We start from the raw sequence: 24365 nt of genomic DNA on the forward strand, positions 1-24365 counted from the left end.
AAAAAATATGGTAATATCTTTTTTGAAAATATTATATATGTTATCAATATTTAAAAAGATATTTTAAATTTATTTTTTATTAATTTTTTAATTTTCTCTTCTTAAAAAACCAAAATATTTTAATAAACGCATAACTTGAAAAAAAATAAAAATTAAAGTAATATGAAAACCTAATGCAGCATTCCATTCATATTCTTTTGGTAATCTATTTTCTACTAAAAATTCTGCATCATGAAAATCTATGGCAAGAAAAATACAACCTATTAACAAAGAAAAAAAAGCTACAAAAATTAAAAAGGGTTTAGGAATTGTTGTGACTGTATAACGTTCTAAAATTGATATTCCCAAGTTTATAAAAAATAAAGTTATTATAGAAGAGAAAGCGAACAAATATAATTTTTTATTTACTTTTATTAAATTTGTTGAATATAGAAAATGTGTAATCATAAATAAAATAAAAGTTGTTAAAGACGCTATCATTACTGATTCAAAAACATTTGTATATCCTGCCATTTTTAAAATAGATATATAAATACCGATAGAAATACCTTCAATTAAAGCATAAGCAATAACCAAATTTTTTTGTTTTTCTATGCTACCTTTAAAACTCAAAAAAGATAATCTGAATAACAAAATCAATTGTGTCAAAGTTATTACTAATAGTAACAAATAGTGATTTTCTATTAATATTTTAACTGGAAATTTATAAAATAAAATACCACTTAATAAAGAAGATATAAAGGTACATAAAAATAAAAAAGCTGTTTTTAAACCTATTGAAGAAAGTTTCGAAGTTTGGAAGATTATATCTGAATTATACATAACACCATATTCTTTAGTTACAGTTGATTTTATGTTTTCTATTATAGGGTTATTTTTTATATTTTTATTATTTTTACTATTCTGTTTAAAAAAAGACATATTATATATCGAAAATCCTTTCTTATATTTTTTACTTTTATATTTGATAATATAAAAACAAATTATTCAAAGATTAAATATTTTTACATATTTACAAAAAAATAACTTAAAAAATTAAATTAGTTCATTTGTATTATATTATTAAAAATATGAAATAATTATTTATAAATAGTTTATAATTTTAAATTTTTATTTAACAATTTTAATTTTTATATTGAATTTTTTATATTAATTTAACTCATCTGGTCGATTTACGAAATATAAATCAAATTTCATAAATTCTTTTCCATTAAAAAATAACTTACACAAGTATATTTTAACATAAAAAAATATAGTTAAAATTTAAAATAATAGGATTAGGTATACAAAATTTATTCTAAAATATAAAAATATTTAATCAGATAAATTATCAAAATAAATTTTTATTTTTTTAATTATATGCAATATAATTTAGTTTTAATTTTTAGATTTAAATAAGAATTTTTATTAAAAATTTAAAATAATACTTATCTTTCGCAATCGAAAACAAATTCAATTCAATTTCTATTTGTTAATTATTTCTTTCATTTTAAATTTTAGCTTTATTAAAAAAATAAATCCAATTACAAAAATATATTAATTTTACTTATTTTTCAATTTTATGTTAAAATTGTTTATGTGTAGTTTTTGAATTTCATTTTTATGTTTTAAGAATTACTTTTTATTTTTGTAATTTTTTGTAATTTAAAAAAATTGAGAAATTAATTTTCAATTTTTACCTTTTTTAATATTTTTTTATCTGTCTTTATATTTATTTTTATACATTTTTCAAAAACAGTTTTAAAAATAATGGCCCGTTGGAGAAACGGTTAACTCACATGCCTTTCACGCATGCATTCACGGGTTCGAATCCCGTACGGGTCACCATAATAATTATTAAAACAAAAATTAACTCATTTTATTTTTTTATTTATTTTTATCTACAAAAAATGATTTATTAGCACCCATAGCTTAATTGGACATAGCGTCTGACTACGGATCAGAAGATTAGGGGTTCGAATCCTCTTGGGTGTGCCATATATTTTAATATTTTATTTCTTATTTTTGAAACAAAAAAACGGGAAATAGCTTAGTTTGGTATAGCGCCTGGTTTGGGACCAGGAGGTCGCGGGTTCAAATCCTGCTTTCCCGACCATTTATTATAAATTTGAATATTAATAATAAATGGCGAATGTCGTATAATGGCTATTACCCTAGCCTTCCAAGCTAGAGATGTGGGTTCGATTCCCATCATTCGCTCCAAAAAATATTTTTGAATTATTTTTCAAAGAACAAATATAATAATTTAGATAAAGAGATAAAATTTTTTTAAACAAATATTTTTTGAATTTTTTAAATTAGTGTTATTTCTTTATGTAAGTTAATGTTTTATTTCAGTTTTAAATTTTTTTATAAAATTAATATGTTAATTATTATGTTTTTTTTAAAAAAACTTTTTAATTTCTTTTGAAGTTTTTATTTATATATTTATTTATATTTTATTTATATTTAAAAATAATTTTTTGTTTATTTAATCAACAAATAACAAATAAAGAAAGAATTTTGTTATATTTTTTAATTACTTATATTTTTCAATTATAATGTGAAACATTACTTTAAAATTATTTAAAAAAATAGAACATGGGTGTGTGTTTATGAATAATATTAATGATATTAATAAAAATCGAAAAGAAAATTGTGAACTGAATAATAAAACTTTTTCTTTTAATGAAAAAGAAGTCAAAAAAAAATGGTTTTTAGTAGATGTTAAAGACAAAATTTTAGGTAGATGCGCTACTCAAATTGCTTCTATTTTAAAAGGAAAAAATAAAACTTTTTTCACGCCTAATATAGATAATGGTGACTATATAGTTGTTATAAATGCTTCTAAAATTAAGTTAACCGGTAAAAAATGGAAAAAAAAAGTTTATTATAGACATTCAGGTTACCCAGGTGGTTTATTTAAAATAACTGCTTCAGAAATGATGCAAAAATTTCCGACTCGTATTGTTGAAAAAGCTATTTTTGGAATGTTGCCACATAATTCTTTAGGACGTAAGATGCGTAAAAAATTGTTTGTTTATCCTAATGAATTTCATAAACATGAATCTCAAAAACCGAAAAATTTAGAGGTATAATTTGAAATGAATAAAAATCAATATTTTGGAACAGGTAGACGTAAAAGTTCAGTAGCCAGAATTTTTTTAGTTAAAGGTACTGGGAATATACAAATTAATAAAAGAGATTTTGTTGATTATATTCCTTTTAAAGAAATTCGTCTTGAAACTATAAAACCTTTAAAATTAACTAAGAATTTAGATAAATATGATATTTTTGCTAATGTTTATGGTGGCGGTTTATCATCGCAAGCAGGTGCTATTCAATTAGGAATTTCTAGGTCTTTATTAAAAGCAGAACCAAATTTAAGGATTATTTTAAAAAGAGCAAGTTTATTGACAAGAGATTCTCGTTGTGTAGAACGTAAGAAATATGGTTTAAAAAAAGCTCGTCGTGCTCCTCAATTTTCTAAACGTTAATTTTCAAATTATAGTATATTTTTTTATTATTTTTTAATGAGGAAAAATATGAAAGATATAAGAGTACGTTATGCACCAAGCCCAACTGGTTTTTTACATATTGGTAACGCTAGAACTGCTTTATTTAATTATTTATTCGCTCGACATTGTAAAGGCAAATTTCTTATTAGAATTGAAGATACTGATTTAGCAAGAAATGTAAAAAATAGTGAAGTTATTCAATTAGAACAATTGAAATGGTTAGGTATTGATTGGGATGAAGGACCAGGACATGCAGGACCTTTTGGGCCTTATAGACAATCAGAAAGATTATCTATTTACAAAAAATATACTCAAATTTTATTAGAAAAAAAATTAGCTTATAAAGAATTTCAAAGAAATAATGATAAATTTGTAGTTCGATTTAAAGTTCCTCCTTTTATTAATTATAATTTTAATGATATTATAAGAGGTTCAGTATGTTTCGACAGTTCCCACATTGAAGATTGGATTATCATGAAGGAAAATGGATATCCAACTTATAATTATGCTGTATCTATTGATGATTACTTAATGAAAATTTCTCATGTTTTAAGAGGAGAAGAACATATTACAAATACTCCAAAACAAATTATGATTTATCAATCTTTTGGTTGGAAGGTTCCTATTTTTGGTCATTTTTCTTTAATTTTAAATAAGAATAAAAAAAAATTAAGTAAAAGAGATGATGAAAATTTTCATTTGATTAAAAGATATATTTCTTTAGGTTATTTACCTCAAGCTTTATTTAATTTTTTAGTTCTTTTGGGTTTTTCTCCAAAAAATAATAAAACAATTCTTTTACCAGAGGAAATTATTGATTTATTTGATATAAAAAGAATTTCTCCATCTCCAGCTATTTTTGATGAACAAAAATTATTTTTTATCAATAATCAATATTTACAAAAAATTTCTTTTTCTGAATTAGTCGCTAAAGCAAAAGAATTTTTTGAAAAAAGAAATATTTTTTTGAAATATGCAAAATTAGAAAAAGTAGTTACTTTATTTCGTAGTAGAATTAATTATATTGATGAAATAGTTGATTTATATATAGAATTTTTTGTGAAAGATGAAATTGAAGAAGAAGTTTTTTCTTTTTTAAGAGATAAAAAAAATTTTAATTTTATTCAAATTTTAAACGATTTATTTATGTCATTGAAATATTTTGATTCCATTTCAATAAAAGAACTTTTTAACAAATTTAGTGAGTTAACTCTTTTGAAAGGAAAAGAACTTTTTTCAACTTTAAGAATAATTTGTACTAGAAAATTACATGGTCCATCTTTAATCATTTCTCTAGAAATATTAGGGAAAGAGAAAATTTTGGATAATATTCAAAAAAATTTGAATCACACTGTTTGTAAATAATTCATTTTTTTATTTTTAGAACACTTTTAAATAATTTAAAATATAAAAAAAGGATTTTATGTTAAAAATTTATAATATTTTAAATGGTAAAAAAGAACTTTTTCATTCTTTAGAAGAAAAAAAAGTTAACATTTATGTTTGTGGCCCTACAGTTTATGATCATTTGCATATAGGAAATATAAGACCTTTAATTTTTTTTGATTTCGTTAAAAGATATTTTTTATTATTAGGTATGAAAGTTAATTTAGTAGTTAATATTACTGATATTGATGATAAAATAATTCAAAAAGCAATTACTAATAAAGTGTCAGAAACAGATATATCAAAAAAATATACTACTTACTTTTTTAATTTACTTTCATTTTTAGAAATTAAACTAATTGATAAATTTCCTTTAGTAACAAATTACATTCCTGAAATAGTTTCATATATTGAAAGATTAATTAAAGAAGGTTATACTTATACAACATCAGAAGGTATTTATTTTAAATCCAGTTTAGTTTCAAATTATGGGGATTTAAGTAATCAAAAAATAAATAAATTAAAAAAAAGCGATAGAAAACAAAAAAAAACGGACAAAATAAATGTAGAAGATTTTGTTTTGTGGAAAAAAACTGAAAATGGAATTCAATATAAAAGTCCTTGGTTTTATGGTAGACCAGGGTGGCATACTGAATGTGTTACAATGATTCAAAATATTTTTCACAATACTATAGATATACATGGAGGAGGCAATGATTTAAAATTTCCTCATCATGAAAATGAAAAAGCTCAATTTTGGGCTATAAATAAAAAAACATTAGCAAATTATTTTATGTATATTGGCTATGTTAATTATAAAAAAAATAAAATGAGTAAATCTTTAAAAAATGTTATTTTAGTCAAAGATTTATTGAAAACATTTGAACCTAATATCATTAAGTTATTTTTTTTATCTTATCATTATCTTCAACCTATTGATTATAATGTAGAATTAATTTTTAATTTTAAAATCAAATATGATAGAATCCTTTATATTTTAAATAAAAATAATTTTAAATTAATTTTACATAATTTTAATAATAATGAAATAACAGATTCTTTTTATATAAAAAAGTTTTTTAAATTAATAGAGAATGATTTTGATACCCCTAATATTTTAACTTTAATAGAAGAATTATTAAAAAAAATTAATAAAACTTTGGATTTGAATAAGTTATCAAAATTTCAAAATACTTTGATTTTTTTATTAAAAAATTTAAATATTTTTATTGTTTTAAAAGATGTAACAAAAGAAAAAATTGAAATTTATAATTTATGGTTAAAAACTAAACAAAATAAAGAATTTGAAAAATCTGATTATTTAAGAAATATTTTGCAAAAAGAACAAATTATTTAATATATAATTTTATATAAAAAATAAAAATTTTTTTAATTTAAAATATTAAAATTATGGCGTGTATATTGGATAATATGAATAAAAAAAAAGAAATTTTAAAAATTAGCCCAAATAATATTTGGTCTAATATTGAAGGATTAAGTTTTGAAGAAGTAAAAAAAAAGATCAGAGATAATCAAAATAATGTATATTACGATAAGTTGAATAAAACTTTTTTTGATATTATTTTTAATAATATTTTTACTTTATTTAATTTATTATTATTGATAATAACTCTTATTATTTTAAAAATTAAACATTATGAACAGTTGTTATTTTTATTTGTAAATTCTTTTAATATTTTTATTAATATTTTTCAGGAAATAAAGGCAAAAAAAACTTTAGATAAAATTGATTTATTGAAATTGAATTATACTAAAGTAATTCGTGAAAACTTTATATACAAAATACCTATTGAAAATATTGTATTTGAAGATATTCTATTTTTAGAATTAGGTTCACAGATTTTTGCTGATTCTATAATTAAAAAAGGAATCATAGAAGTTAATGAATCTTTATTAACAGGAGAATCCAACCCTATTTTAAAAAAAGAGGGAGATATTCTTTATTCTGGTAGTTATGTTACAAGCGGCAATGCTTGTGCTTATGTTTTTAATGTGGGCGAAAAAACTTATATTTCTAAACTATTAAAAGAATCTAAAAAATACAAAAAAATAAATACTCCTTTAATAAAAACTTTTAGATTATTGGTACGTATTATTACTTTTTTATTAATACCTATTGTTTTTATTTTATATTTTTTTTATACAAAAAATTTAGATTCAAAAAACAAGGATGATTTTATTTTAGGGATATGTGGTTTTAATTTAGGAATGATGCCATCTGGGTTATTTCTTTTAACCAATATAACTTTGTTTATTGGTTTTATAAAATTAGTAAAAAAGAAAGCTTATATCAAAGATCTTTTTGGTATAGAAATGTTGCCTTACATTGATATTTTATGTTTAGATAAAACAGGTACTATTACAGATGGAACAATGTCTGTTGTAAATATTATTAAATATCCAGATTATAATCTTATTTCAGAACAATTTCTCTCTCAAATAATAGATTTTTTTCCTGATAATAACCCTACTCAACATGCTTTATATCAAAAATTTGTCTCTTCGGATTCCAAAAAAAAAAAATCTAATTATAAAGTTTTAAAAACTCAAAGTTTTTCAAGTGTTAAAAAATATAGCGCTATAGAATTTGAAAATTTAGGAACATTTTTATTAGGCGCTCCTGAATTTATTTTAAAAAAACAATTTTTTTGTATTGAAAAAGATTTTTTACATCAAGCCCGATTAGGATATAGAGTTTTATTATTAGCTCAAACTGATACTCCTTTGTCTGAAATAAATGATAATACTAATTATAAAGTAATTTCTTTAATTTCTTTAGAAGATAATATTAAAGATGACGCTTTAGAAACAATTAATTATTTTGTTAAAAACGGTATTAAAATCAAAATTATTTCAGGAGATAATCCAGAAACAATCTTTCATATCGCTAAAAAACTTAATATTATTAATAAAAAAGATCAAGCAATTAATTTAATGAATTTAGATGAAAAAGAATTAGAAAAAATATCTTTTAAATATAATGTTTTTGGAAGAGCTACACCAGAACAAAAAAAAAATATTATCCAAATTTTAAAAAAAAATAATCACAGAATCGGAATGATCGGAGATGGAGTAAACGATATTTTAGCTTTTAAAGAAGCAGATATTTCTATAGCAATGGCATCAGGCAATGAATCTTCAAGAAATGTTGCTAATTTAGTTTTGATAGATTCTCGTTTTAGTTCTTTAACTAAAGTTTTTTCTGAAGGAAGAAGAGTTATTAATAATTTACAAAAAATTTCTGTTTTATTTTTAGTAAAAAATATTTTGTTTTTTTTATTAGCGATTGTTAATATATTTTTTAATTTATTTTATTTTTTAAAAGAAAAAAATGTTTTTTTTCCTTTCCCCTTAAAACCCTTACAATTTAATTTATTTGATACTTTTTTTATTGGTATACCTTCCTTTTTTTTATCTTTGGAAAATAATAATAAACAAATAAATAAGAATTTTTTTAAAAGTATCTGGAAAAAAGTTTTTTTGTATCCTTTTTTAATTGTTTTTTTTTATTCTTTATTATTATTATTTTTTGGATTTAATGATATACAAAGTATTTCTTATTATTTAACTTTATTTTGTTCTATTGTTTTCTTTTTTCTTTTTATTATTAATTGTTTTCCTTTTAATAAAAGAAAAATTATATTATCTATTACTATGTTTTTAGGATTTATTATTTCTTTCAGATTTTTATAATACAAATAAATTTTTATTTTTATATTTTAATATTTTTTAATATTTTGTCTTTTTTCATTAATTGATAATAGTTTTTAAATAAGAAAGATTTATAAAATGATAGTTTATGGAAAAAATGTTATAAAAGAAGTAGTTAAAAACAAAAGACAAATCTATGAAATATATGTAAATAAAAAAATGAAAGATAAGTTTTTTTTAAAATTTTTATCTCAAAATAAAATTAAATATCAATTAACAGATAAACATAATTTGAATGAAAAAGTTCAAAATAAAGAACATCAAGGAGTGGTAGCGAAAGTTCAAGATTATGAATATAGTAATCTATATTCTTTTTTAAAATTAGATAAATTAAAAAAATTTTTAATTTTAGATTCAATTCATGATCCTCATAATTTAGGAGCTATTTTAAGAACTATGGAGACAACTGATTTTGATGGTGTCATTATATCCAAAAAAAATCAAGTTTTTTTAACAGGAGCAGTGGCAAAATCTGCTAGTGGAGCTTTAGAATATGTTAATGTTTTTTTAGTAGATGATTTATATCAAACAATTATAGAATTAAAAAAAAATAATATTTTAATTATTGGAACAGATTCAAAAGCTAATCTTTCTTTTGATGAAATAGAATACAATAATCGTTCTTTTGCAATTGTTTTAGGAAATGAAGGTTTAGGAATTCGTTTTTTATTAAAAAAAAATTGTGATTTTTTGATTAAAATTCCGATGAAAGGAAAAATTAATTCTTTAAATGTAAGTGTAGTTGCAGCTTTGGTAATGTATATATCTCAAATTAAATATTAAATTTTATATATTTTAAAGTTTATGATAAAATAAATAAAGTGGTTTATTTTTATGATAAAGATTATAATTTTTTTTATTTCTTAAGAAGAAAAGAAGAAGTTGGTTCATTATTGATAATGAAAAAAAATATTTTGATTTGTGATATATGTTTAAGTCGTAATTATCATATTAAACAAATTAACAGAAGTAATCGATTAAGTTTGAAAAAATATTGTTCTCAATGTAAAAAGCATGTTTTACACGAAGAATCAATATAAAATATAAAAGAAGAGGAATTTTTTTGTGGTATTAAAAAATAATTCAGAAAAAAATAATATTATTCCTTTATTAGAAATTATCCAGCAAGAGTACCGTTTAAGAAATATTTTTTTTCTTATTTTTTCCATGTTATTTATGGGTATTTTTAGTTCTTTTTTGTCAGAATATAAAAAAGAAGGTCAACATTTGTTTTATTGGTTATCTATTATAGGGTTTTTATTTTCTTTTATCATTTTGGTTATCAGTTTTATTCCTTTTATAAAAATAATAACAAAAGATTTTTTTTTGATTACATGGCCTTCATTTAAAAAAGTTTTATTTAAATGTATTGAAGTTATTATTTTTACTTTTATTTTAATTTGTTTGATTATTTCTTTTAAAGAATTTTATAAATACTTTTTAGATCCTTTTCAATCCAAAAAATAAATATTTTTTAAGGTATTCCATGAAAAAAAAAGAAAAAAAAATAGTAGAAAATAAAAATAATTCAGAAGAACAATTATTAAAATCAGATCAAATTTCGCATGAACAAGCAGAATGGTATATTATTCAAACTTATTCAGGTTATGAAAGTTCTGTAAAAGAAGATTTATTAAAACTTATGAATAGTAGTTCTAAAATTTCCAAATTGATTTTTGAAGTTATTTTACCTAAAGAGAAATACTTTAAAATTAAATCTGATGGAACTAAGCAAGAAAAAGAAAGAAAAATGTTTTCTGGTTATGTTTTTGTAAAAATGATTGTTACTGATTATTCTTGGTTTGTGGTTCGTAATTTGCCTAAAGTTACTGGTTTTTTAGGTTCTTCTAAAGGCAGTAATGCCAAACCCGTTCCTTTAAGAGAAAATGAGATAAGACCCATTTTAATTCAAATAGGAATCATCAAAAAACCTAATTATAATCATTTAATGAAAAAAAAAGTTGAGATTACACAAGGTTCTTTTTTAGGAAAACAAGGTATTGTTACTTTTGTAGATCATAGTAAAAATATATTAATAGTAGAAATCGATTTATTTGGTCGCAATACTCCTATTGAAATTCCTTTTTCTTCTTTTAAGGAGACTAAATAATTTTTTATAAAATTAGTGTTTTTTAAATAAATAAATATGATATAATTTGAAAGATTTATTTTTATTTTATTTTGCGAATTTTTTCAATATTTTTTATTTGTTTACATAAAAAAATAATCAATTTATCAAAAGAGGTTTTAAAGTTGTTATAATGGCTAAAAAGATTGTAAAAACTATTAAATTACAAATTGCCGCAGGTAAGGCTAATCCAGCTCCTCCAGTGGGACCAATTTTAGGGCAAGCTCAAGTTAATATTCCTCTATTTTGTTCTCAATTTAATGATATTACTAAAGATAAAATTGGTTTTATTATTCCTGTTGTTATTTCTGTTTACGATGATAGAAGTTTTACTTTTATTACTAAAACACCACCATCTAGTGATCTTTTAAAAAAAGCAGCTAATATTCAAAAAGGTTCATCTCATTCTAAAAAAGAAAAAGCAGCTTATCTTAATAATAAACAAATAGAGGAAATAGCACAAATGAAATCTTCTAATTTAAATTCTTATGATTTAAAAAATGCTTGTAAAATAATCAAAGGAACTGCATTAAGTATGGGAATAGAAATAGTTGATTGATTTTTTGTTGTTTTTATTTTACAAAAAATTTTTTTTCGAATTTTATAGAGAGAATAAATAATTTATAGTTAGATATTTAGAATTATGAAAAGAAGTAAAAAATATTTAGAAGCTATTAAATTGATAGATTTGAATAAAATGTATTCATTTACAGAAGCGATAGAATTAATAAAAAAAACTAAAATAGCAAATTTTGATGCTACTGTAGAATGTGATTTATCTCTTAAATTAGATCCTAAGAAAGTAGAGCAAAATTTAAGAGGTTCTTTAATTTTACCGCATGGAACAGGTAAAATTTTAAAAGTTGCTGTTTTAGCAAAAGGGATGAAATTTAAAGAAGCTAAAGATGCAAATGCAGATTATGTTGGAGAAGAAGATTTAATAGAACGTATTTCTCAAAATTGGGTAGATTTTGATGTTTTAATATCTACTCCTGATATGATGCCTTTAGTTGCCAAATTAGGTCGTATTTTAGGTCCTAAAGGATTAATGCCTAATCCTAAGTTAGGAACTGTAACCAATAATATTTCTCAAATAGTTAAAGATGTTAAAAAAGGAAGAATAGAATATAAATTAGATAAAAATTCTAATTTGCATATTATTTTAGGAAAAATTTCTTTTCAAAAAGATTATTTATCAAATAATTTAAAATTTTTATATGAACATTTAATTTCTGTTAAACCTAAAACAGTAAAAGGAGATTTTATTAAATCTATGACTCTTTCTACAACTATGTCGCCAGGTGTTAAGGTTGATTTTTCATCAATAAAAATGGGTTCGGTGGTTTAATATACTTAATTTACTATGAAATAATATTTACTAATATAAAATTATCTTCGTAATAAAGAAAGGATTTTGATTTATGGCAAATCAAGTTGTTATTGATAAAAAAAAAAAAGAAGTAGATTTATTAGTTCAAAATATTAAAGAATCTGAAACTGTTATTATATTTGAATATCAAGGTTCAAAAGTAATTGATTTAACAGATTTACGTGTGGAATTAAAAAAAATTAATAGTATAGTTAAAATATGTTCCAACAACATATTTAGAAGAGCTTTTCGAATTATTGAACATGAACAATTAGCTGATTTATTTAAAAGTTCTAAAGCTTTATTATTAAGTTCTCAAAATGATCCTATTCAACCTATTAGAGTTTTATCGAATTTTGCTAAAAAGAATACTTTTGTAAAAGTTGTGATGGGTTTGATTGAAAATAGAGAATGTTCTAAAGATACAATTAATGAATTGTCTCTTCTGTTTTCTAGGGAACATTTATTAGCGATTTTATATTCAACTATGATGTCGCCATTAAGAGAATTAGTTATGAGTTTAAATATTTTACAAGAACAGAAAAAATAATTATTTTTAATTATATTTTTAAATTTATTATAGTTAAGTAAAGAGAGTGAAAACAATGTCTAAATTAGATAAAGAAACTTTTATAGAAAATTTAAAAAAAATGTCTTTGTTAGAAATTAAAGAGCTAGTAGATGGTATAAAAGAAACGTTTAATATTGAACTTTCAAACACAATTATGACTGCTAATAATCAGAATGAAAATAATGCTAATGAACAGGTAGAAAAAACTAAATTTACAGTTATCATGAAAACTTTTGGTAATAGTTCTAATAAAATTCCAGTTATTAAAGAAATTCGTGATATAACTAGTCTAGGTTTGAAAGATGCTAAAACTTTAACAGAAACACCTAATGCTGTTATTAAAGAAGATATTGATAAAATAGAAGCCGAAAGTATAAAAAACAAGTTAGAAAAATTAGGAGCTACTATTGAATTAAAATAATTAATTTTAAATTTAAATAATTTTAAAAAACCTAAGATAAATTATTACTTAGGTTTTTTATTTATTTATAAAATTTTTTTATTCAAATTTTTATTTTTAAGATGAATAAATTATAGGTAATTTGGAGTTTAAAAAAAAATATGAAAAAATATTATAATGCTAAATATGGCATAGTAGAACGTCGTAATTATTCTAAAATGAATTATGATTTTCCTTTACCGAATTTAATTAAAACACAAATGGATTCTTTTGAATTATTTTTGACAAAAGGGATAAAAGAAGCTTTAGCTGATATTTCGCCTATAAAAAGTTACAATGGTAGTTTAAAATTATATTTTGATGATTTTTATTTAAAAAAACCTAAATTAAGTCCTAAAGAATCTAAAAAAATGGATTTTAGTTATTCTGCAGAATTATTTGTTAATGTAAGATTAGAAAACGCAATTACCAAAGAAGTTAAAAAAAATTCTGTTTTAATGTTGGAATTGCCTTTAATGACTCCTTCTGGAACTTTTATAATTAACGGAACCGAAAGAGTAATTATATCTCAAATTATTCGTTCTTCTGGTACTTATTTTACTGAAAAATTCGATACCAAATCAAATAAAATTCGTTATGAAGTTCAAATTATCCCTACTAGAGGAGCTTGGATTGAATATGAACAAAGTAATAAAGATGTTTTATATGCTAAATTAGATCGTTCTAAAAAAATTCCTTTAACTAAATTTATTCATGTTTTAGGATTTAATTCTCAAGAAGAAATCGAAAATGTATTTGGAAAAAATAAGCTTTTAGAATTAAGTTTTAATAAAGATGATGATTCTAATATTGAAGAAGCGCTTGTTGAACTTTATTCTAAATTAAATCAAGGTGAAAAAGTTTCTGTTAATTCTGCTCGTGAATTTATAAGAACAAGATTGTTTGATCGTAAAAAATATGATTTATCATCTGTTGGTAGATATAAATTAAATAAAAAATTAGATGTTTTGAAAAGAGTAAAAAACACTTATTTAGCTGATGATTTAAAAGATATTAAAACAAATGAAATTTTATTTCCTAAAGATACTTTTTTGAATAAAGATGTTATCGAAGAATTAAAAAATAAAAGAAAACATTTTACTAGAGAATTAGTAAGTTCAGAAATAAATTTAGAAAATGAATTTAAGAAAAATATTTCTAATTTTGTATATAAAAAATCTCGTCAAAATTCAAATTTTTATATAAAAAAACATATTTTTCATATTTTAACAGGTGAGATTTTAGTACATGCTGATACTTTAGTGGATTCTCAAGTTATCAATTTATTGGAATATAATAAAGATAATTTAGAAGAAGAAGTGATTAATTTTTTTTTAGAAAGTGATAATTTTTTTGAAAATAAATTTAATAACAAGAAAAAAAGTGTTTTAAACGAAATTTTACATATTTATGTATTAGATGATGATAATAATAAAACTTTTATGAAAATTATTGGCAATAATCAATCAGAAAAAAGAACAAATATTTTTTTGTCAGATATTATAGCTAGTATTAGTTATTATTTAAATCTTTATGATGGAATAGGACAAATAGATGATATAGATTATTTAGGTAATAGAAGATTAAGACTAGTCGGGGAATTACTCAAAAATCAATTTCGAATTGGTTTAACTAGATCTGAAAAAAATATTAAAGACAGAATGTCTATTAGTAAATTTGATTCTATTACTCCTGGAGGATTAGTTAACTTTTCTTCTTTGGCGATAGTTATTAAGACTTTTTTTGGAAGTTCACGTTTATCTCATTTTATGGATCAAATAAACCCCTTAGCAGAATTAACTCAAAAAAGAAGAATTTCTGCTTTAGGAGCAGGAGGAATAGATCGTGATCGAGCTGGTGTTGAAGTTAGGGATGTTCATAATTCTTATTATGGAAGATTATGTTCTATTGAAACTCCTGAAGGTCCTTCTATTGGTTTAATTTCTTCTTTATCAACTTATGCTCAAGTAGATGAATACGGATTTATCAAAACACCTTTTTTAAAAGTTATTCATTCTAATGGAATTTCTAAGGTTTCTAGTGAATTTGAATATTTGACTTCTATCCAAGAAGAAAATAAAGTTATTGTTTCTGCTGATACTTCTTTAAATGAAGATAATACTTTTAAAACAAATAAAGTTATAGCTAGAAAAAATGGAGAAACAGGTATTTTTAATGTAGAAGAAGTTTCTTATATTGATGTTTCTCCTAAACAAATAGTTTCTGTAGCAACTTCAACTATTCCTTTTTTAGAACATAATGATGCTTCAAGAGCTTTAATGGGAACAAATATGCAACGTCAAGCTTTACCTTTATTAATAACAGAATCGCCTATTGTGGGTACTGGTATCGAACACAGAGTAGTTAAAGATTCTGGTTGTTTGGTTTTATCTGAAGAAGATGGCTATGTGACTTATGTAGATTCTCAAAAAATTGTTATTCAACATGATAAACAAAAAAAAGAATATTTATTAACTACTTTTGAAAAATCAAATCAAAATACTTTTATATTGCACAAACCTATTGTTAAAAAAAATGAATATGTTAAAAAAGGCGATATCATAGCTGATGGTCCAGCTACTAATAAAGGAGAATTAGCTTTAGGTAAAAACATAACTGTAGCTTTTATGACTTGGGAAGGTTATAATTATGAAGATGCTATTATTATGTCTGAAAGTTTAGTTCATGATGATGTTTATACATCGATACATATAAATAAATATGAAATTTTTGCAAGAGAATTAAAAAAAGGAGTCGGAAAAGAAATTATTACTCGCGAAATTCCTAATGTAAGCAAAGAGGCAATCAGCAATTTAGATGCAAATGGAATTATTATTCCAGGTTCTGAAGTCAAAGAAGGAGATATCTTGGTAGGAAAAATTATTCCACAAGTAGTTTTCGAATTATCCCCTTATGAAAAATTAATTCATACTATTATTGGCGAAAAAGTACGTGATTATAAAGATGCTTCTTTAAGAGTTCCTTTTGGTGAAGCAGGAATTGTTCAAAGTGTAGAACATTTATCTATTGCTAAAGGTGATACTTTATCTATTCCAGGTGTAAATGAAGTAATTAGAGTATATATTGCTAAAAAAAGAAAAATAAAACAAGGTGATAAAATAGCAGGTCGACACGGAAATAAAGGTGTTGTTTCTCGTATTTTACCAAAAGAAGATCTTCCTTATATGTCTGATGGAACAACTATTGATATTATGCTAAATCCTTTAGGAGTTCCAAGTAGGATGAATATAGGTCAAATTTTAGAAATGCATTTAGGTTTTGCAGCTAAAAAATTAGGTATCAAAGTAGCTACTCCTGTTTTTGATGGTGTTAATAATGAAGATTTAGAAAATATTATGAAAGAAGCTAATTTATCATTAGATGGAAAAATGATTTTATATGATGGAAGAACAGGAGAGCCTTATGATAATCCTATTTCTGTAGGAACGTTATATATGATAAAACTATCACATATGGTTGATGATAAATTACATGCAAGAAACGTTGGTCCTTATACTTTAATAACTAATCAAGCTACTCGAGGACAAGGTAGTAGTGGTCCAGGCGGACAAAGAACTGGTGAAATGGAAGTATGGAGTTTGTATGGTTACGGGGCAGCTCATACTTTGCAAGAATTTTTAACTGTTAAAAGTGATGATATGATAGGACGTAATAAAACTTATAGTGCTATAGTTAATGGATTAACTTTACCTAAACCTTCTATTCCTGAAAGTTTTAGAGTATTTTCAAAAGAATTACAATCTTTAGGTTTACATGTGGAATTGATAAAGGATAGTACTAAAGAAAATAAAGTTTACCATTCTTTGGTTGAAAATAACAAGGAGTAGAAAATATTTATAATTATGAATTTAAATATTAAAATTGAAGATTTACTTATTTCTGATTCAACTTTAAAATCTTTGCATTCAATAGAAATTAATTTTTTAAAAGATTTTAATTCTTATAATTTAAAAGAATTAAAATCTTTATTAAATGAAGATTGTTTTTTAGAAATAATTCCTATTTTAAAAAAATATTATTTACCGGAAAGTTTAGAAAATCTTGATTTAGAACCAAATACAATTCCAATTTTATTAGAAAATAAAATTATTAATTGTCGTGTTCTTTTAGAAACAGATTTAGATTTTTTATTTCATTTATTTGAAAATAAAAATCCTATTTATTATAAATCTATTGAAAATCTTTTTTATTTATATAATTATGAATCTAAAGAAGATAAAAAAGACAAAAAAAATATTCAAGAAGATACTTTTTTTGCTAAATCACCTTCAAAAATGTTTTTTTCTGATAAAAAATACGGCAGTAGAGAATATGAATATTTTAAAATTCGTTTAGCTTCTCCACACGAGATAAGACAATGGTCTTATGGAGAAATTGTTAATTATGAAACAATTAATTATCGCACTGCTAAACCAGAATTTGGAGGTCTTTTTTGTCCTAGAATTTTCGGTCCTTCTAAAGATTTAACTTGTTCTTGTGTAAAAAAACAAACATTAAAGCTATTTGAAATTTGTCCTAAATGTGGTGTGGAAATAACAGAACAAAAAGTACGTCGTGAAAGAATGGGTCATATTGAACTTGCTTCACCTGTAGTGCATACTTGGTATTTAAATAGTTCTCCAAGTAGATTATCTGTTCTTTTAGGGATTAAAACAAAAGAATTATTAGAAATAGTTTATTATGCTTCTTATATTGTTATTTCTCCAGGTTCAACTAAATTAGAAAAAAAACAAATAATTTCAGAAATGGAATATGGAAATTATTTAGACGAATACGGGGATACTTTTGAAGCTTTAACAGGTGCAGAAGCTATTAAAAAATTATTAGAACAAATAGATTTAGATGCTAAAATTTTAGAATTAAGAAAAATTTTAAAACATATTTCTAAACAAAAAAGAGATAATGTAATAAAGAGATTAGAAATTTTAATATCTTTTAATCAATCTGATAATAAACCTGAATGGATGGTATTAGATGTTCTTCCTGTTTTACCTGCTGATTTACGACCTATCGTTCCTTTAGATGGAGGGCGTTTTGCTACTACAGATATAAACGATTTATATAGAAGAATTTTAAATCGTAATAACCGTTTAAAAAAACAAATAAAACAAAAAGCTCCTAGATTAATTATTAAAAACGAAAAAAGAATGTTACAAGAATCAGTAGATGTTTTATTTGATAATGTTAAAATGAATAAAAAAACAAATTTTAATATTGAAAAAAGTAAAGTATTAAAATCTTTATCAGAAATGTTAAGAGGAAAACAAGGACGTTTTCGTCAAAACCTTTTAGGAAAAAGAGTTGATTATTCTGGAAGATCTGTTATTATTGTCGGGCCAGAATTAAAAATTCACCAATGTGGATTACCAAGAATTATGGCTGTTATTTTATTTAAACCTTTTATTTTAAATAAATTACAAGAAAAAAAAGGAATAGATAAAAAAAATGCTACTTCTTTATACGATAAAATGGATGAATATGTTTTTAATATTTTAGAAGAAGTAGTAAAAGAACATCCTGTTTTATTAAATAGAGCTCCTACTTTACATCGTTTAGGAATTCAAGCTTTTGAACCTAAATTAATTGACGGAAAGGCAATTAAATTACATCCATTAGTAACACCAGCTTTTAATGCCGATTTTGATGGAGATCAAATGGCTGTTTACTTACCACTTTCTTTAGAAGCTCAAGCAGAAGCTCGTTTGTTGATGTTAATTTCTAATAATATTTTAGATCCAAAAAATGGAAATCCTGTTTTATTTCCTTCTCAAGATATGGTTTTAGGTAATTATTATTTAACTATTGAAGAAAAAAAAGATCGTTTATTAGAAGGTTTTGATTATGTTTCTAGAACAAAAGAACATAAGTATAAACATCGAAATGAGGGAAAGATTTTTTTTGATTTAAAAGAAGCAGAATTATCTTTTTATAATAAAGAAATTCATCTTCATACTAAAATTTTGGTTAAAACAAATAATATTAATTCTTATTTTACTTCAGAACAAAAAGATAAATATTTAGTAACTACTTTGGGTAAATTGATTTTTAATAATATTTTGCCTTCAGATTTCCCTTATATTCAAGAACCAACTATATCAAATTTGGAAAACAAAGTTCCAGATCATTATTTTATTTCTAAAGGTCAAGACCCAAAAAAATATTTATCTGAATCTTTATATATTGAACCATTTAAAAAAAGATTTCTATCAATGATTATCGATCGTGTTTTTAAAAAAAGTAATATTACTGAAACATCGAAAATGTTAGATAACATTAAAGATTTAGGTTTTAAATATTCAACTATTGCTGGAATAACTATTTCTCATAGTGATATTAATATTTATTCTAAAAAAGATGAATTATTAAAAGAAACAGAAGATAAAATAATCAAAATAGAAAATTTTTATGATACTGGTTTTTTAACAGTTTCTGAAAAAAAAAGTTTAGTTATTCAAGAATGGAAAAATGTTAGAGAAAAAATTCAAGAGGGTTTAATGACAGAATTTCATAAAGACAATAATTTATTCATGATTAGCGATAGTGGCGCAAGAGGAAATACTTCTAATTTTTCTCAATTATCTGGAATGAGAGGATTAATGAATAGTCCTAAAGGAGAAATTTTAGAAATTCCTGTAAAAAGTTCTTTTAAAGAAGGTTTAACTGTTTCTGAGTTTTTTATTTCTACTCATGGAGCACGTAAGGTATCTACAGATACCGCTTTAAAAACAGCTGAATCTGGTTATTTAACTCGTAGATTAATTGATGTTGCACAAGATAAAATTATTACCCAAGAAGATTGTAACAGCGATAAAGGTGTTTATATAAAAGCTATCGAAAGAGATGGAAAAGAAATAATTTCTTTATCACAACGTATTTTTAGTCGTTATAGTTCTGAAGATATTTTTCATCCAGAAAAAAAAGAAATTATTGTTAAAAAAAATGAACTTCTTTCTCAATCGATTATAGATAAAATTGTTTCTTTAGGCATTAAACAAGTTAAAATTAGAAGTATTTTACATTGTAATACAGAATTTGGTATTTGTAAAAAATGTTATGGTTTAAATTTAGCTAATAATAAAAAAGTGGAAATTGGAGAAGCGGTAGGTGTTATAGCTGCTCAATCAATAGGAGAACCTGGAACACAATTAACAATGAGAACTTTTCATACTGGTGGTGTTTTATCAGTTTCGGATATTACTCAAGGTTTACCTAGAATTCAAGAATTATTTGAAGCTAGAAAGCCAAAAGGTAAAGCAATTATTAATGAATATGACGGTATTGTAAAAGAAATACAAGATATAAATTCTTATTCTCCTAAAATTGTTATTATTCCTGATTATGATCCAACAAAAATACATATTTATAGTATTTCTTTTAATGCAGAAATTTTAGTTAAAGAAAATGAAAAAGTATATATAGGTCAACAACTGACAACAGGTTCTATTGATTTAAGAGAATTGTTAAGAATTACTGATGTTCAAGAAACACAAAAATATATTTTAGAAGAAGTTCAAAAAGTATATCAATCACAAAGTGTTTCGATTAGTGATAAACACATTGAAATTATTATTTCTCAAATGTTTAAACAACTTTTAATTATTTATGAAGGAGATACTTCTTTTTTGCCAGGTACCGAAGTTTCTATTAAAGAATTTAAAAAAGTTAATTTACAAATGATAGAACAAAATAAAAAAATGGCTGTAGGAAGACCTATTTTATTAGGAATTACTCGTTCTTCTTTAAGGAGTGATTCTTTTCTTTCTGCTGCTTCTTTTCAAGAAACTACTAAAATTTTAATCGATGCGGCTATTAAAGGTCAAACAGATTATTTATATGGTTTAAAAGAAAATGTTATTGTAGGTGGTTTGATACCAGCAGGAACAGGAATTTTAAATTCTAAAGAATTCAATTATCCTTTAAAAAAAGAGGATAAATAAATTTAAATAAAAAATATTTTATTTTTATTTATTAAATTGATTTTTATAAATTAAGAAAATATATTGTTTTTTTCTTAAAAAAAAAGTATAATTGTATATATTGTATTAGGTATATAATTTATGTTTTTTTAAAAAATGCATTCTAGAAATATGAAATATTTTATATTATTGAAATATAATAAAATATATAAAAATTTTTATATCTAAAAAAGGAGTTTTAAAAATGCCTACTATTTCGCAGTTAATAAAACACAGAAGAATTGATAAGATTTCTAAAAATAAATCACCAGCTTTAAAATATAGTTTCAATAATTTAAAAAAAAAAATTAATAAATCTAATTCTCCTCAAAAATCAGGAGTTTGTATTAAAGTATCGACAATGACTCCAAAAAAACCTAATTCAGCTTTAAGAAAATTTGCTAGAGTGCGTTTAAGTAATAAAACTGAAATTACTGCTTATATTCCTGGAATAGGACATTCTTTACAAGAGCATAGTGTTGTTTTAGTCCGTGGCGGTAGAGTTAAAGATTTACCTGGTGTTCGATATCATATAGTTAGAGGTGCTTTAGATGCAACAGGAGTTTCTAATAGAAAACAAGGTCGTTCTAAATACGGTTCGAAAAGAATTATTAATAAAAAATAATATTTTAATCTAAATTTTTAGAAAGAAAAAAGATTTTTATGTCACGTAAAAAAAGTGTTTATAAAAGAAATATATCACCTGATCCTGTTTATAATTCAAAGTTAGTTACTAAAATTATAAATACTATTATGAAAAATGGAAAAAAAGGAGTAGCAAAATCTATTTTATATGGCTCTATGGAAAGAATTAAAAAAATAACACAAAAAGAACCGATAGATGTTTTAAATGAAGCTTTGAATAATGTTATGCCAATTTTAGAAGTAAGAACACGTACTATCGGAAGTCAGAATTATCAAGTTCCTTCGGAAGTTCGTCCTGAAAGACGTCAATCTTTAGGAATAAGATGGTTAATTTTAAGTGCTCAAAAAAGAAACGAAAAAACAATGGAAGAAAAATTATCAAAAGAGATTATGGATGCTTCTGTAGGAATAGGGAATTCAGTAAAAAAGAAAGAAGATACTCACCGTATGTCAGAGGCCAATAAACCTTTTGCGCATTATCGTTGGTAATTTTTATTATCTTCAAGATATATAAGACAACATTAAGGAAAGTTAAGAGATTTTTTAACTATGAAAAATCAATTTAAGATTGAAAAATTACGTAATATTGGCATTATGGCTCATATTGATGCTGGTAAAACAACTACAACAGAACGAATTTTGTTTCATGCTGGAAAAATACATAAAATAGGTGAAACTCATGATGGAAAATCTCAAATGGATTGGATGGAACAAGAACAAGAAAGAGGTATAACTATCACTTCTGCTGCTACTACTGTTTTTTGGAAAGATAATAAAATTCAAATTATAGATACTCCAGGTCATGTAGATTTCACAGTTGAAGTTTCTCGTTCTTTAAGGGTTTTAGATGGAGCCATAGCTATTATCGATGCACAAGCAGGCGTAGAACCCCAAACAGAAACTGTTTGGCGTCAAGCTACAGAATATAAAGTTCCTAGAATTGTATTTGTAAATAAAATGGATAAAATAGGTGCTGATTTTGCTTATGCTATAGATACTTTAAAACAAAAATTAGGAATAAAAACAGCTGCTATTCAATGGCCTATAGGTAAAGAAAGTAATTTTATAGGAATTATTGATTTATTAGAAATGAAAGCTTTTCAATATGAAAATGATTCTTTTTCAGAAAATGGCACTTTTATTGAAATTCCTAAGGATTTATTGCCAATAGTTTTAACCAAAAGACAAGAACTAATTGAAACTTTATCTGAATTTGATGACGATTTAATGAATCTTTTTTTTGAAAATAAAGAAATTAGTGCAGATTTTTTAAAAAAAATTATTCGAAAAGCTACTTTAGATGTTGCTTTCTTTCCTGTATTATGTGGTTCTTCTTTTAAGAATAAAGGAGTTTTAAAGATTTTAGATGCTATGATTGATTTCCTTCCTTCTCCAATTGATGTTCCCCCTATTGTAGGTTTAGATATTAATGAAAAAGAATTAATCAGAAAACCTTTAAACGATGAACCTTTTACTGCTTTAGCATTTAAGATTATGACTGATCCTTTTGTAGGTCGTTTGACTTTTTTGAGAATTTATTCTGGATTTTTAAAAACAGGAACTTATATTAAAAATAGTTCTAAAAATATTAAAGAACGAGTAGCTCGTTTATTACAAATGCACGCTAATACTAGAGAAGAAATTCAAATAGCTAATGCGGGAGATATTATTGCTGTTGTAGGATTGAAAAATACTACTACTGGTGATACTTTAACTTCAGAAAATGATTTTATTGTTTTAAAATCTATGAATTTTCCTGAACCAGTTATTAAAATAGCAGTTGAACCTAAAACTAAGAATGATCAAGAAAAAATAGCTGTTGCCTTATCTAAATTAGCTGAAGAAGATCCTACTTTTAAAGTTTCTATCAATCATGAAACTGGTCAAACAATAATTGCTGGAATGGGTGAGTTACATTTAGAAATTATTATTGATCGTTTGAGGAGAGAATTTCAAATTCAAGCAAATGTTTCGAAACCTCAAGTTGCTTATCGAGAAACTTTAACTAAAACCACTGAAACAGAAGGAAAATTCATACGTCAATCTGGTGGAAGGGGTCAATATGGTCATGTTTGTATTCGTTTTGAGCCTAACGAGGGTAAGGGTTTTGAATTTGTTAATAAAATTGTTGGCGGAACTATTCCCAAAGAATATATTCCAGCTGTTAAAAAAGGACTTGAAGAATCTTTAAATAGTGGTATCATAGCTGGTTATCCTTTTATAGATGTTAAGGCTACTTTATTTGATGGTTCTTATCATGATGTGGATTCATCAGAAATTGCTTTTAAAATTGCTTCTTCTATTGCTCTTAAAGAAACTAAACATAATGGCGGATTAATTCTTTTAGAACCAATTATGAATGTTGAAGTAGTAACACCAAATGATTATGTTGGTAACGTTATTAGTGATTTAGTTTCTAGAAGAGGTAAATTAGAAACACAAGAAAACCGTGGTAATGCAATAGTTATTAAAAGTCTAGTTCCTTTATCTGAAATGTTTGGATATGCTACTAATTTGCGTTCTAATTCACAAGGAAGAGCTAGTTTTGATATGCATTTTGCTAAATATGCAAAGACACCTAAAAACATTGCTGATAATATTATTAAAGAACGTAGTTAATAA

Annotated in this window: 19 protein-coding genes and 4 tRNA genes; 22 read left to right on the forward strand and 1 reads right to left on the reverse strand. The window is 23.4% G+C overall.

Translation table 11 applies throughout. The features are described from left to right. Window positions 1-87: 87 nt before the first annotated feature. Entirely contained in the window at window positions 88-921 is an 834-nt protein-coding gene (locus Q8777_RS00175; RefSeq protein WP_318676302.1) for a Bax inhibitor-1/YccA family protein, read from the reverse strand. Window positions 922-1751: 830 nt separating this feature from the next. Here Q8777_RS00175 and Q8777_RS00180 point away from each other — a divergent pair. From Q8777_RS00180 to fusA, 22 genes are all read left to right on the forward strand, one after another. Beyond that, window positions 1752-1827: transfer RNA gene (locus Q8777_RS00180), tRNA-Glu, on the forward strand. Window positions 1828-1900: 73 nt separating this feature from the next. Then, window positions 1901-1977: transfer RNA gene (locus tag Q8777_RS00185), tRNA-Arg, on the forward strand. A gap of 41 nt (window positions 1978-2018) precedes the next feature. Then, window positions 2019-2095: transfer RNA gene (locus Q8777_RS00190), tRNA-Pro, on the forward strand. Window positions 2096-2127: 32 nt separating this feature from the next. After that, window positions 2128-2202, forward strand: a tRNA-Gly gene (locus Q8777_RS00195). Window positions 2203-2594: 392 nt separating this feature from the next. Continuing rightward, entirely contained in the window at window positions 2595-3077 is a 483-nt protein-coding gene (gene rplM, locus Q8777_RS00200) for a 50S ribosomal protein L13 (RefSeq protein WP_318676301.1), read from the forward strand. A 6-nt stretch (window positions 3078-3083) separates the two neighbouring features. Then, window positions 3084-3476 (forward strand): 30S ribosomal protein S9, encoded by a 393-nt coding sequence (gene rpsI, locus Q8777_RS00205; protein WP_318676300.1) that lies wholly within the window; start codon window positions 3084-3086, stop codon window positions 3474-3476. A 48-nt stretch (window positions 3477-3524) separates the two neighbouring features. Beyond that, window positions 3525-4862, forward strand: coding sequence for a glutamate--tRNA ligase (gene gltX, locus Q8777_RS00210; protein ID WP_318676299.1), 1338 nt, complete (start codon window positions 3525-3527; stop codon window positions 4860-4862). A 58-nt stretch (window positions 4863-4920) separates the two neighbouring features. After that, the gene (gene cysS / locus Q8777_RS00215) at window positions 4921-6240 is read left to right on the forward strand and encodes a cysteine--tRNA ligase (protein ID WP_318676298.1); all 1320 of its coding nucleotides are present in this window, start codon (window positions 4921-4923) and stop codon (window positions 6238-6240) included. 74 nt (window positions 6241-6314) lie between these two features. Continuing rightward, window positions 6315-8597, forward strand: coding sequence for an HAD-IC family P-type ATPase (locus Q8777_RS00220; RefSeq protein ID WP_318676297.1), 2283 nt, complete (start codon window positions 6315-6317; stop codon window positions 8595-8597). A 96-nt stretch (window positions 8598-8693) separates the two neighbouring features. Beyond that, entirely contained in the window at window positions 8694-9398 is a 705-nt protein-coding gene (rlmB, locus tag Q8777_RS00225; protein ID WP_318676296.1) for a 23S rRNA (guanosine(2251)-2'-O)-methyltransferase RlmB, read from the forward strand. Between the two features lie 38 nt (window positions 9399-9436). Continuing rightward, window positions 9437-9655 carry a 50S ribosomal protein L33 gene (gene rpmG, locus Q8777_RS00230; RefSeq protein ID WP_318676295.1) on the forward strand — a complete coding sequence of 73 codons (219 nt, stop codon included), beginning with the start codon at window positions 9437-9439 and terminating at the stop codon, window positions 9653-9655. A gap of 25 nt (window positions 9656-9680) precedes the next feature. After that, window positions 9681-10082: a hypothetical protein gene (locus Q8777_RS00235; protein ID WP_318676294.1), complete on the forward strand. Its 402-nt coding sequence runs from the start codon at window positions 9681-9683 to the stop codon at window positions 10080-10082. 19 nt (window positions 10083-10101) lie between these two features. Beyond that, the gene (gene nusG, locus Q8777_RS00240) at window positions 10102-10725 is read left to right on the forward strand and encodes a transcription termination/antitermination protein NusG (RefSeq protein ID WP_318676293.1); all 624 of its coding nucleotides are present in this window, start codon (window positions 10102-10104) and stop codon (window positions 10723-10725) included. Window positions 10726-10876: 151 nt separating this feature from the next. Further along, complete coding sequence (gene rplK / locus Q8777_RS00245) at window positions 10877-11302, forward strand: 50S ribosomal protein L11 (RefSeq protein ID WP_318676292.1); 426 nt, start codon at window positions 10877-10879, stop codon at window positions 11300-11302. Between the two features lie 84 nt (window positions 11303-11386). Further along, entirely contained in the window at window positions 11387-12091 is a 705-nt protein-coding gene (rplA, locus tag Q8777_RS00250; protein ID WP_318676291.1) for a 50S ribosomal protein L1, read from the forward strand. 73 nt (window positions 12092-12164) lie between these two features. Continuing rightward, the gene (gene rplJ, locus Q8777_RS00255; RefSeq protein ID WP_318676290.1) at window positions 12165-12662 is read left to right on the forward strand and encodes a 50S ribosomal protein L10; all 498 of its coding nucleotides are present in this window, start codon (window positions 12165-12167) and stop codon (window positions 12660-12662) included. 55 nt (window positions 12663-12717) lie between these two features. Continuing rightward, entirely contained in the window at window positions 12718-13104 is a 387-nt protein-coding gene (rplL, locus tag Q8777_RS00260; RefSeq protein WP_318676289.1) for a 50S ribosomal protein L7/L12, read from the forward strand. A 140-nt stretch (window positions 13105-13244) separates the two neighbouring features. Continuing rightward, window positions 13245-16970 (forward strand): DNA-directed RNA polymerase subunit beta, encoded by a 3726-nt coding sequence (locus tag Q8777_RS00265; protein WP_318676288.1) that lies wholly within the window; start codon window positions 13245-13247, stop codon window positions 16968-16970. 15 nt (window positions 16971-16985) lie between these two features. Continuing rightward, a complete protein-coding gene (rpoC, locus tag Q8777_RS00270; RefSeq protein WP_318676287.1) occupies window positions 16986-21080 on the forward strand; it encodes a DNA-directed RNA polymerase subunit beta' in 4095 nt (1364 codons plus the stop codon). Window positions 21081-21303: 223 nt separating this feature from the next. After that, window positions 21304-21723, forward strand: coding sequence for a 30S ribosomal protein S12 (rpsL, locus tag Q8777_RS00275; protein ID WP_318676286.1), 420 nt, complete (start codon window positions 21304-21306; stop codon window positions 21721-21723). Window positions 21724-21761: 38 nt separating this feature from the next. Next, on the forward strand, window positions 21762-22232 hold the full coding sequence (rpsG, locus tag Q8777_RS00280) for a 30S ribosomal protein S7 (RefSeq protein WP_318676285.1): 471 nt from the start codon (window positions 21762-21764) through the stop codon (window positions 22230-22232). A gap of 60 nt (window positions 22233-22292) precedes the next feature. After that, window positions 22293-24362, forward strand: coding sequence for an elongation factor G (fusA, locus tag Q8777_RS00285; RefSeq protein ID WP_318676283.1), 2070 nt, complete (start codon window positions 22293-22295; stop codon window positions 24360-24362). Window positions 24363-24365 lie beyond the last annotated feature (3 nt).

It is taken from the genome of Candidatus Phytoplasma stylosanthis, assembly GCF_032886435.1.
Taxonomy (GTDB): domain Bacteria; phylum Bacillota_I; class Bacilli_A; order Acholeplasmatales; family Acholeplasmataceae; genus Phytoplasma; species Phytoplasma stylosanthis.